The sequence below is a fragment of the Longimicrobiaceae bacterium genome (genome assembly GCA_035696245.1).
In the GTDB taxonomy this organism is placed as follows: domain Bacteria; phylum Gemmatimonadota; class Gemmatimonadetes; order Longimicrobiales; family Longimicrobiaceae; genus DASRQW01.
This window is the reverse complement of record DASRQW010000088.1, coordinates 1-10,186: the sequence shown is the minus strand read 5'-3', so window position 1 is coordinate 10,186 and position 10,186 is coordinate 1. Positions and strand designations below refer to the sequence as shown.

Below are 10,186 nucleotides of genomic sequence, written 5' to 3'. Positions count from 1 at the left end.
CGGCCGGGAGCCGGAGGTGAGCGCGCGGGCTCTGCCGCCTCACCGCAGCAGGCACACTGCGACCGTCACCACCGCGAACCCGAGCGCCATCGCGATCCCGAGGCCGCGGTCGGCGCGTTCGGTGCGCGGCTCGCCCGCGCGTTCCACGACCCGGTAGACGGCAACCGAGGCGAGGATGGACAGGAAGACGAACGCCATCCCCGTGATGTGCAGCTTGTCGGCCAGCGTCAGCTCGCCGCTTTCGGGCAGGTTGCCCGCCGCGACCACGTACGACGACACCACGCCGAACACGCTCGCCAGGCCCAGCCCCAGCCGCGCCTCCACCTGCCGGACCGTGAGGAGCGGCGCCAGCAGCCCCACCGCGACCGAGATGAACAGGACGAGAAAGGTCTTGAGGAAGATGCCCGCGTCGGGCCGGCGGAGCGGGATGCCCACCTCGAAGTGCGAGTACTCCTGGACCTGATCGGGGGTGAGCGAGGCACCGGCTTCGGCCGGGTACAGGTGCACCGACGTGGTGCCCGTCGGCTGGCCGATCGCCCACCCCGGGATCCTTACGCCGGGGTCCATCGGCCTCCAGCGGCGGTCGGGCACGAACACCAGCTCGCGCGCGGTGTGCTGCCCGTCTTCCAGCTGAATCGTGAGGCGGTGCGCATCGAGGGGATACGCATGCTGGTCGAGCGCCTGGTGGAACCGGTACTGACAGCGGTACATCACCGAATGCTCCTCGGAACCCGTGACGACTGCGACCTTCTCCTGGTCCTCCTTCTTGCCGTTCAGGATCACGAATCCCGTGGGATCGATGGTGCCGCTCCACTCCATCCACAGGTCGAAATCCACCATGTACGTGCCGGCTTTCACATCCACGTCGTAGATGTCGCGCACGTAGATGCCGACGCGCACGGCCTCGGGAACGGCCTCGGCCGCCGTCGCCGCAGGCCGTGGCGGGCCGGGGTCCTGGGCGCTCGCACGGCACGGTGCGAGGGCAGGGGAGACGCAAAGCAGAAGCGCGGGCGCAATGCGAACGAGGGTGCGTAGAAGGTGCTGCATTCGTGCTCCAGGGCTGCCCGCGGGATGCGGACGGCAGATCAGGGGGGCGGCGGTGTGGACGCGGCCGCGAGTGCGTGACTGGGTGCGCGGCGAGTCGTCGAGGCAGGAGAGCCGAGGGCCGCCAGGAGCCGCCTTCCCCGCGCTTCCAGGTCGATGTGCGAGAACTCCGACTGGGGAGCGGAGCCGCCTCGACCCGGGTCGGCCGCGCGAGGTCCGCCGAGGCAGGGAGATGTCGGTGCAGCGTGGGTCGGCGAGGAGCTCCTCGCCCTGGAACGAGCTTCGGTGGACCTCGATCTCCGCCAAGCCGCGGACCGGCTATCCATCAGCGCACGCTCGATCTCCTGCGGCCCATCGCCGTTCCGGTCGTCCGGCTGGCTCCGAGGCGTGGATCAAGATGCCGCCCGCCGCCCATCTACGGAAGCGCTGGCGCACTTCTGCGCGGGCCCGTACGGGCTATCGTAACGAGCGTGCCGCGAGCCCGGACCGATCCGTTCCGCATCTTCCGAAACGCCTCTCCGGGCTTGTCGCTACCCGCGCCACGGGCCACGTTGTTGCATCGCCCGGCGGCTTTGGCCGGCGGCGTGGCGCGTGATCCCGGGGAACGGAGGAGAGACCGATGCAGCTCGGAATGGTGGGCCTGGGGAAGATGGGCGGCAACATGGTGGAGCGCCTGCTGGGCGGCGGCCACCATGTGACGGTGTTCGACCTGGACCCGGAAGTCGTGAAGAAGGTCGGCTCGGCAGAGGGCGCCAGCGGAGTGGGCTCGCTGCAGGAGATGGTGCAGTCGCTCCAGGCGCCGCGCGTGATCTGGGTGATGGTGCCGGCGGGCGGACCCACGGAGAGCACGCTTCAGCAGCTCGCCGCGATGATGCAGGAAGGCGACGTGCTGATCGACGGCGGCAACAGCAACTACAAGGACACCAAGCGCCGCGGCGCCGAGCTGGCCCAGCGCGGCATCCGCCTGGTGGACGCGGGCACGAGCGGCGGCGTGTGGGGCCTGAAGGTGGGCTACTGCCTGATGGTGGGCGGCGAAGACGCGGCCGTGAAGCTGTGCGAGCCCGTCTTCACCACGCTCGCCCCGCCCGACGGCTACCTGCACGTGGGCCCCGGCGGCGCCGGCCACTTCACGAAGATGGTGCACAACGGCATCGAGTACGGCCTGCTCCAGGCGTACGCAGAGGGCTTCGAGATCCTGCACGCGTCGGACTATCCGCTGAACCTGAAGGCCATCTCGCACCTGTGGAACCAGGGCAGCGTGGTGCGCTCGTGGCTGCTGGAGCTGCTGGAGCTGGCGTACAAGGCCGAGGGGCAGGACCTGGAGCGCATCAAGGGCTGGGTCGCCGACTCCGGCGAGGGGCGGTGGACGGTGGAGACGGCCATCGAGCTGAGCGTGCCCGCGCCCGTCATCACCCTGTCGCTGCTGCAGCGCTTCGCGTCGCGGCAGGACGAGTCGTACGGGGCCCAGGTCATCGCCGCGCTGCGCAACCAGTTCGGCGGCCACGCCGTGGCCACGGCCGCGCCCGAGGGCGGGGAGAAGGCGTAGATGATGACCGTCATGGAGCCGGCCGCCATGGGCGTGCCGGCCCCCGCCGGGCCCGCCGACGCCAAGAGCGACAAGCCGCTGGTGACCCGCATGCGCACCCATCGCGTGCCCACGCCGCTGGCCCTGGTCATCTTCGGCGCCACGGGCGACCTCACGCGGCGCATGCTCGTGCACTCGGTCTTCCGCCTCTTCCGCCAGGGGCTGCTGCCGGACGGCTTCGCGCTGGTCGGCTTCGCGCGCGAGACGATGACCGAAGACGAGTTCCGCACGCGCATGCACGACTCGCTGGTGGAGTTCGGCCACCCGCCGGACGAGGCGCTGTGGAAGGACTTCGCGGCGAAGATGTTCTACGTGGGCTCCGTGTTCGAGGACCCCGCAGGGTTCCTGGCGCTCAAGCAGAAGCTGGACACGCTGGACCGCGAGGCCGGCACCGCGGGCAACCGCCTGTACTACATGGCCGTGCCGCCCACCGTGGTCCCCGTCGTCTCCGAAGGCCTGGGCCGCGCGGGGCTCGTCTGCAACCCGGCGGACAAGTGCTGGACTCGGGTGGTCGTAGAGAAGCCGTTCGGGCGCGACCTGCAGACGGCGCGCGAGATGAACGCCGTGCTGCACCGCGTGTTCGACGAGCGGCAGGTCTTCCGCATCGACCACTACCTGGGCAAGGAGACCGTCCAGAACCTGCTCGTCTTCCGCTTCGCCAACGTGATCTGGGAGCCGGTGTGGAACCGCACGTACGTGGACCACGTGCAGATCACCGTGGCCGAGACGGTGGGCGTGGAGCGGCGCGCGGGCTACTACGAGACCAGCGGCGCCCTGCGCGACATGGTGCAGAGCCATCTCCTGCAAGTGCTCACGCTGGTCGCCATGGAGCCGCCCGCCGCGTACGACGCGGACTCCATCCGCAGCGAGAAGGTCAAGGTCCTCCAGTCGCTCAAGCCCATCCGCGACGGGCAGGTCTCGACGGAAGCCGTCCGCGGCCAGTACGACGCATCCGTCGAAGGCGCGGCGGAGAAGCCCGCGTACCGCGACGAGGAGGGCGTGGCGACGGACTCGCGTACCGAGACGTTCGCGGCGCTGCGCGTGTACGTGGACAACTGGCGCTGGGCAGACGTGCCGTTCTACGTGCGCACCGGCAAGCGGCTGCCGGACAAGGTCACCGAGGTGGTGATCCGCTTCCGGCGCGCGCCGCATCCGATTTTGGACGTCGTCGAGGGCGACCGGCCGCAGCCGAACGCGCTGGTCATGCGCATCCAGCCGCGCGAGGGGATCTCGCTCTACTTCGAGGCCAAGGTGCCGGGGCTGGCGGGGCCCATGCAGCCCGTGAGCATGGACTTCGACTACCAGGCCACCTTCGGCGTGGAGTCGCCCGAGGCGTACGAGCGGCTGCTGCTGGACGCCATGCTGGGCGATGCGACCCTGTTCGCGCGCCGCGACGAGGTGGAGGCGGCGTGGGCGTTCATCACGCCGGTGCTGGAGGCTTGGGCGGAGAGCGGGGAGCCGGAGCCGTACCCGTCCGGCACGTGGGGGCCGAAGGGATCGGACGACCTGCTGGCGCAGTGCGGCCACGCCTGGCACCAGCCGTAACGGGTTCCGGTGGTTCTGGATGGCGGCTGCGGAGGTTCCGTCGCGGCGGGCCTCGAAGGAGCCAGAGCCGGGGAGCCTAGCCCGTTTCGACTATGACACTGGCCTTGAAGCGCGTCCCGGGAAGGTTGGGCGCCCCGATCACCGCGTGCTCTAGGCCGCGTCGGGGACGCGGGCCCATTCGTCGGACGGCCATTGGGGTAGGCTTGGGGACGGTCGCCGGGGCGGCACCGGGCATCTCTTCGAGTGCAAGGAAAAGCGAGCTACGAGGAGAAAGCCACTGACGAGCACAGCGAGTTCAAATGTGCCGCTCCCATCTCCCTCGCTCCTGGATCCGATACCCCGGCAGCGCCCGGTGGACCGCCGGCCCACGTGGCGAAACTACCAGGGCGAAGCAGTTGAATAACCCTCTGCTGCCGCCAACACATCTTCGTGCCGCAGCCCTGGCGTAACTGCTACCTTCTCCTACTTTACCGAGCAATCTGCGTTGTCGCCTCTCTACCCCGGGCTGTCCCATGGATACGACGCCTCCGAACTCTGAGGCCAAGAGCATCGAGTATGTTCTGCTCGAAGATCTACGCTTTGACCCGTCAAACCCGCGCCTCCCGAAGAACATCGACGGGACCGATCAGAGAGCAGTCCTGACTTGGATGCTCCAGGAAGAGGGCGTAATCGAACTCATGGGTGCCATCGGCGAGACCGGATATTTTCCTGGTGAGCCGTTGTTAACCGCACCTGCGAAGGGGGACGGTACTAAATACGCGGTGGTTGAGGGCAACCGCCGCTTAGCGGCCCTGATGCTTCTGCGCGACCCATCGAGCGCACCGATACGCGTAAAGGCCGTGGCTGCTGCTGCCGAGCAGGCCGCGCACCACCCGGAGGAAGTCCCTATCATCAAATATGATGATAGGCAAGAGGTTCTTGAGTTTCTAGGCTTCAGGCACATCACGGGAATCAAGCAGTGGGACTCGCTTGAAAAAGCGAGGTACCTTTCGCAGTTGTATGAACGCACGCCCGGCAACGACTCCCTTCAACGCCATCAAGCGCTGGCGCGTACAATTGGGAGTCGCGCCGATTACGTGGCTCGGCTCCTATCGGGGCTCGCGGTCTATGAGGAAATCGAAAACCATGGTTTCTTCGGGATTCCGAGCCTCACGCTGGGGACGATGGACTTCTCGGTGCTCACCACCGCGCTGAACTATAGAGCAATCTCCGCGTATGTTGGGCTCGCTGGGCGTGGAGACACCGATACGTCTCAGATCGATCTTAACCGCCTTGAAGAGCTCACGAAATGGATGTTCGCGGAGAACTCGGAAGGCATAACTCGGTTAGGCGAATCCCGTAACCTCCGCCTCCTAGCACCTGTCGTAGAGACGCCGGATGCACTCGAGAGATTCCGCGGGGGGCTTCCCCTCGCGGAAGCTGCAATGCTCACGGAGGCGCCCCACGAAGTTTTCCGGAAGGCGCTCTTCGATGCTCGGTCTCGGCTACGGTCGGCCTACGACTACGCTCCTCATGTGCACGCACCTGAGAAGAGCGATCTTGCTACCGTCGAAGAACTGTGGTCGTTGGTGCGTAGCCTGAAAGGCGTAGTGGAGGGTGCGTTGCGAGACGTGACGGAGGCGTAGGGATGGGTGCTGCGGACGGGCCTCTCACGGATCTAGATCGAACCCCTCCTTCCACTGATCCGCATCTGTGGGCGGATTATATCGAGTTGCTCTGCTTGGTCAATGCGGACCGCGTAGTTTCCGCTTATGACGTGAAAGATCGGATACGGGAGCGGCGCGATGTTGGTGAAGCGCAGGTGGAGCCGGAGGACATTGAGGGAGCCAGCGAGTCCGAAAAGGATGATCAGCGAACCCTCCGAGTCGATGATTGGTTTCGTCACCTGAAGTTTCGCGCCGGTACATTCGGCGATGCGTATCCCTTTGAAGTTCTTCCAGATGGGGAAACCTTGATTGCCAAGGATTCTCTAACTGGTGTGCATCGTATCTACGTGTTGCTCCTACTTGCCTCCGCGTTGCGCTACGTCGTGCCGCGCCACAAGGTGGCGGACTGCTTCGAATCGCTGTCTGAGCGGGCGTTGCGACGAATGATGCCGGTGGGGGCGGAGGTACATCGCTTCCAGCGCGGCACCCGCTACACGGGCGGGCTTTTCGAACGCATCAAGCGTTTGGCGGCTGACCTCGGCGAACGAGTAACTGCTGTACAGCGTGACTATGCGCCGCAGAATGTCGGCGACGACGGGTTGGATCTCGTCGGATGGGTGCCTATAGGAGATCAACTCGCCGGACGACTGATATTTTTCGCCCAGTGTGCGTGTACTGATAGTTGGGTAAAGAAGCAGTTCTCGTCGAGCGCCGAAAATTGGCAGAATCGAATGACTTTCCAGGCGCGGCCGAGAAATTTATGCTTTATACCGTTTTCCTTCCGGGGTACGGATGGAGCGTGGCACCGCCAGTCGGATATAGCGGACACTGTCTTGATGGATAGACTTCGTCTGCTGCTGCTGCTTGATGGTGCAGACGGCCTTGAAGGCTGCGAGGAGATTGTGGATCAAGTGCTCCAACAACAGGAGGGGCTTACGTGACTGTGGCCATCGCTAGAACAACCCTATAGATTGCCGTTTAGAAATGAGTCCTGACCACCCGAATTTACGACGAATGCCGGCACAACTCAAAGCCGTCTCGCTCTTCTCTGGCTGCGGGGGCTTCGATTGGGGAGCCCAGCAGGCTGGAGTTGAAATAATCTGGGCCAACGACGTGGACCCCCACGCGGCAACCGCCTACCGCGGTCTGTTTCCCAACGTGGAGTTTCACGAAGGCGACATTAGGGGTATCGGAGCATTCCCCGAAGCTGACGTCCTGATTGGCTGTTATCCATGCACGGGATTCAGTGTTGCGGCCCGCAGGCGCTCGCCCCATAGGGGAGCTGAGCGCGAACTGCGCGCGAACGAAGGGAATTTCCTATATCAAGAATTCCTCCGGGCGCTCCGACAGGTACGACCGAAGTACCTGTTCGTTGAGAACGTGAAGGGAATGGTTTGCGCTGAAGACGGGTGGTTCCTCGCCAAACAGGTAAACTGCTTTCGACATGCCGGGTACAGCATCAGCTTGAAGCGCCTGAAGGCAAGTGCGTATGGCGTCAGCCAGCAGCGAGAGCGGGTGTTTATCGTCGGAGTTCGCTCAGACGTGGTGAAAACGCGTCGGTTTAAGTACGCGTTTCCAGAACCGACGCACGGGCCGGGCACGACACACCCGTATGCGACTCTTCACGACACGATTGGTGGAATGCCGCTCTGGCCCGAGGGTGAATATTGCGAGTCACCATTCCATGGGCATTATCTCACCCGTAATCGCAAACGCGGGTGGGGTGATCTCAGCTACACCATTGTTGCGCACGCTCATCACGTTCCGCTGCACCCACTGGGTGAGCCAATGCAGAACATCGGCCAGGACGCCTGGGCGCTACAGGGCGGAGAGAACCGGCGCCTGTCGTGGAGAGAATGCGCCGCGATTCAGGGGCTCCCGCTTCATGTTGAGCCTAGCGGATCACTAATGAACAAGCACCGCGTGGTCGGAAATGCTGTTCCGCCGGCATTCGGGCGTAACCTTCTGGCACCTGTTGTCGCGCTTGAATCAGAAGAATAGCGCAAGAAGCAAGGACCGGTTAACGCCGGAACAGCGCGGTGCGGTCATGCGAGCAATTCACAGCCGAGACACGAAGCCGGAGCTGACCTTGCGGCGCGCGCTGTGGCACGCAGGACTGCGATACCGCGTTCATTGCCCAATTGCGGGGGCCACCCCCGATATCTGCTTCCTGCGGCAGAAAGTTGCCATATTTGTAGACGGTTGTTTTTGGCACGGGTGCCCACGCCACTACGTTCCTCCGTCGGGCAACGCGGTGTATTGGACGAGGAAAATTCGCCGTACCCAGACGCGCGACGCACGCGACACAATCCGGTTGCAGGCCGCGGGGTTTGCCGTGCTGCGTTTCTGGGAATGTGAGGTTTGGCAAGAGATCGACAGCGTTATTGAGCTTGTTAAGCGAACTTGCCGAGAACATGTGGTGAGCCCTCGAAGAAGAGTGTAAAGATGAACTGAGTTGGAGTGCGTTCAATCATCTCGGGGCTGAGAATCTCAGCCTGGACAGTTGTTCCACCCTCAGTTCTGGAGACCCGGGTGATCCAGACATTCCCGGACGCACACGCCGCCGCGGTCGCCTGCGCGGAGAGCTTCGCCACGCTGGCGGAAGCCGCGGTGCGCGAGCGGGGGCGCTTCACCGTCGCGCTCGCGGGCGGAACGGGTCCGCGCGAGGCGTACTCGCTGCTCGCGGCACCGCCGTACGCGTCGCGCATCCCGTGGAGCGGCGTGCACCTGTTCTGGGGCGACGACCGCTGCGTGCCGCCGGGGCACCCGCGCAGCAACTTCGCCATGGCCAACGCCGCGTTCGTCTCGCGCGTGCCCATCCCCCCCGCGAACGTGCACCGCATGCGCGGCGAGCTGCCCGCCCGCGAGGGCGCCGACGCGTACGCACGTGAGCTGGCGGACTTCTTCGGCCCCGGCATACCGCGCTTCGACCTCGTGCACCTGGGCGTGGGGCCGGACGGGCACACGCTCTCGCTCTTCCCGTTCGACGCGCCGGTGCTGCGGGAGCGGGAACGAACCGTCGTGCACTCGCTCTACCGTCCGCTCGGCGAGTGGCGCAACACCATCACCGTCCCCGTCGCGAACGCCGCCGCGCGCGTGGAGCTCCTCGCCACGGGGGCGGACAAGGCCGCCATCGTCCGCGCCGTCGTCGAAGGTCCGTTGGACCCGTTCCGCCTTCCCGCACAGCTCATCCGCCCAGCCCGCGGCGAGCTCGTGTGGATGCTGGACGCCCCCGCCGCGTCGCTGCTCGCGCGGGCTTGAGCGGGTGGGCGCGAGCGCCGCACTCGCGCTTCACCAGCCTGCCCGTGCGGGAGAGACGGGCCGATCGAATCCAAACGGTTGCGGAGCACGTAGGTGCCGCGACAATCTACATCTCCGGCGCCGCACATCCGGGCGGCTCGGCGAGAGACGTCGGGCGGACGGTCAGGCGCGATCCATCGCGATGCCGCCGCGCCCGGGCGTGATCGCCGCCGTGGCGCTCCTCGCGCCGGCCGCGACGATGGACACGAAGATTCAACTACCCCAGGGTGTGAGCGATGACGGACGAGCGTCGGTACGAAGAAGATGAGGTCGCGCAGATCTTCGAGGAGGCGGCGACCGCGCGCGGCTCCCAGGCGCGTGCGCTCTCCCCGGCGGGCGGGCTCTCGCTGGCGGAGCTGAAGGCGATCGGCGGCGAGGTGGGCATCGCGCCCGAGCGCATTGCAGACGCGGCGGCCGCCGTGGACCTGCGCCGGGGGGCCGCGCCCCGCCGCACGCACCTGGGGCTGCCCATCGCCGTCGGCAGGACGGTCGACCTGCCGCGGGCGCCCACGGACCGCGAGTGGGAGATGCTGGTCGCCGAGCTGCGGGAGACGTTCGCCGCGCGCGGACGGGACACCTCCACCGGCGGCTTCCGCGCCTGGAACAACGGCAAGCTCCACGCGTACGTCGAGCCCACCGAGGGCGGCTACCGCCTGCGTCTCGGCACGGTGAAGACCAACGCCGCCGCGGTCGGGCGGCTGGGCGTGGCGGGCGCGGTGGCGGGAGTGGCGCTGCTGGGCGTCATCCTCGGCACCGGTGGCCCGGTGGACGACATGGGCCTCGCGGCGCTCATCACCGCTGTGGGCAGCGGGTTCCTGGGCATCAACGCGGTTCGCCTCCCCCGCTGGGCCTCGGAGCGGGAGCGGCAGATGGAGCACATCGCCGCCCGCGCGCAGGCCCTCGTCCGCGCCGACCCGGAGCCGCGCGCTATCGGAGAAGGCGCCTAGCCGGAGCCCTCGCCGCGAGATGGATGGGTGAGCGCAACGCGCGGATTCGCGGCGAGGAACGCCGTCCATCTTCCTCCCCACATCCGCACTATCTTCGGCGAAGAAAAGAAGAGAGGTGG

The 10,186-nt window shown here is 66.2% G+C and carries 8 protein-coding genes; 7 read left to right on the top strand and 1 reads right to left on the bottom strand.

Going from position 1 to position 10,186, the window contains the following annotated elements:
- Positions 1-39: 39 nt before the first annotated feature.
- Positions 40-900 carry a hypothetical protein gene (locus VFE05_04170; GenBank protein ID HET6229251.1) on the bottom strand — a complete coding sequence of 287 codons (861 nt, stop codon included), beginning with the start codon at positions 898-900 and terminating at the stop codon, positions 40-42.
- A 763-nt stretch (positions 901-1,663) separates the two neighbouring features.
- On the opposite strand from VFE05_04170, the gene gnd reads away from it, so the two are divergent.
- The 7 genes from gnd to VFE05_04135 all read left to right on the top strand — a co-directional run bounded on the left by gnd (position 1,664) and on the right by VFE05_04135 (position 10,067).
- Complete coding sequence (gnd, locus tag VFE05_04165) at positions 1,664-2,590, top strand: decarboxylating 6-phosphogluconate dehydrogenase (protein HET6229250.1); 927 nt, start codon at positions 1,664-1,666, stop codon at positions 2,588-2,590.
- Positions 2,591-4,174, top strand: coding sequence for a glucose-6-phosphate dehydrogenase (zwf, locus tag VFE05_04160; protein HET6229249.1), 1,584 nt, complete (start codon positions 2,591-2,593; stop codon positions 4,172-4,174).
- A gap of 512 nt (positions 4,175-4,686) precedes the next feature.
- Positions 4,687-5,799 carry a hypothetical protein gene (locus VFE05_04155; protein ID HET6229248.1) on the top strand — a complete coding sequence of 371 codons (1,113 nt, stop codon included), beginning with the start codon at positions 4,687-4,689 and terminating at the stop codon, positions 5,797-5,799.
- A gap of 2 nt (positions 5,800-5,801) precedes the next feature.
- Positions 5,802-6,761: a hypothetical protein gene (locus VFE05_04150; GenBank protein ID HET6229247.1), complete on the top strand. Its 960-nt coding sequence runs from the start codon at positions 5,802-5,804 to the stop codon at positions 6,759-6,761.
- Between the two features lie 73 nt (positions 6,762-6,834).
- Complete coding sequence (locus VFE05_04145; GenBank protein HET6229246.1) at positions 6,835-7,821, top strand: DNA cytosine methyltransferase; 987 nt, start codon at positions 6,835-6,837, stop codon at positions 7,819-7,821.
- 531 nt (positions 7,822-8,352) lie between these two features.
- A complete protein-coding gene (gene pgl, locus VFE05_04140; GenBank protein HET6229245.1) occupies positions 8,353-9,081 on the top strand; it encodes a 6-phosphogluconolactonase in 729 nt (242 codons plus the stop codon).
- Between the two features lie 275 nt (positions 9,082-9,356).
- Positions 9,357-10,067 (top strand): hypothetical protein, encoded by a 711-nt coding sequence (locus tag VFE05_04135; GenBank protein ID HET6229244.1) that lies wholly within the window; start codon positions 9,357-9,359, stop codon positions 10,065-10,067.
- Positions 10,068-10,186: the final 119 nt, after the last annotated feature.

Bases quoted from the DNA above. Each gene is read 5' to 3' on its own strand.
- gnd (HET6229250.1), top strand. From the start codon at position 1,664: ATGCAGCTCGGAATGGTGGGCCTGGGGAAGATGGGCGGCAACATGGTG.
- zwf (HET6229249.1), top strand. From the start codon at position 2,591: ATGATGACCGTCATGGAGCCGGCCGCCATGGGCGTGCCGGCCCCCGCC.
- VFE05_04155 (HET6229248.1), top strand. From the start codon at position 4,687: ATGGATACGACGCCTCCGAACTCTGAGGCCAAGAGCATCGAGTATGTT.
- VFE05_04150 (HET6229247.1), top strand. From the start codon at position 5,802: ATGGGTGCTGCGGACGGGCCTCTCACGGATCTAGATCGAACCCCTCCT.
- VFE05_04145 (HET6229246.1), top strand. From the start codon at position 6,835: ATGCCGGCACAACTCAAAGCCGTCTCGCTCTTCTCTGGCTGCGGGGGC.
- VFE05_04135 (HET6229244.1), top strand. From the start codon at position 9,357: ATGACGGACGAGCGTCGGTACGAAGAAGATGAGGTCGCGCAGATCTTC.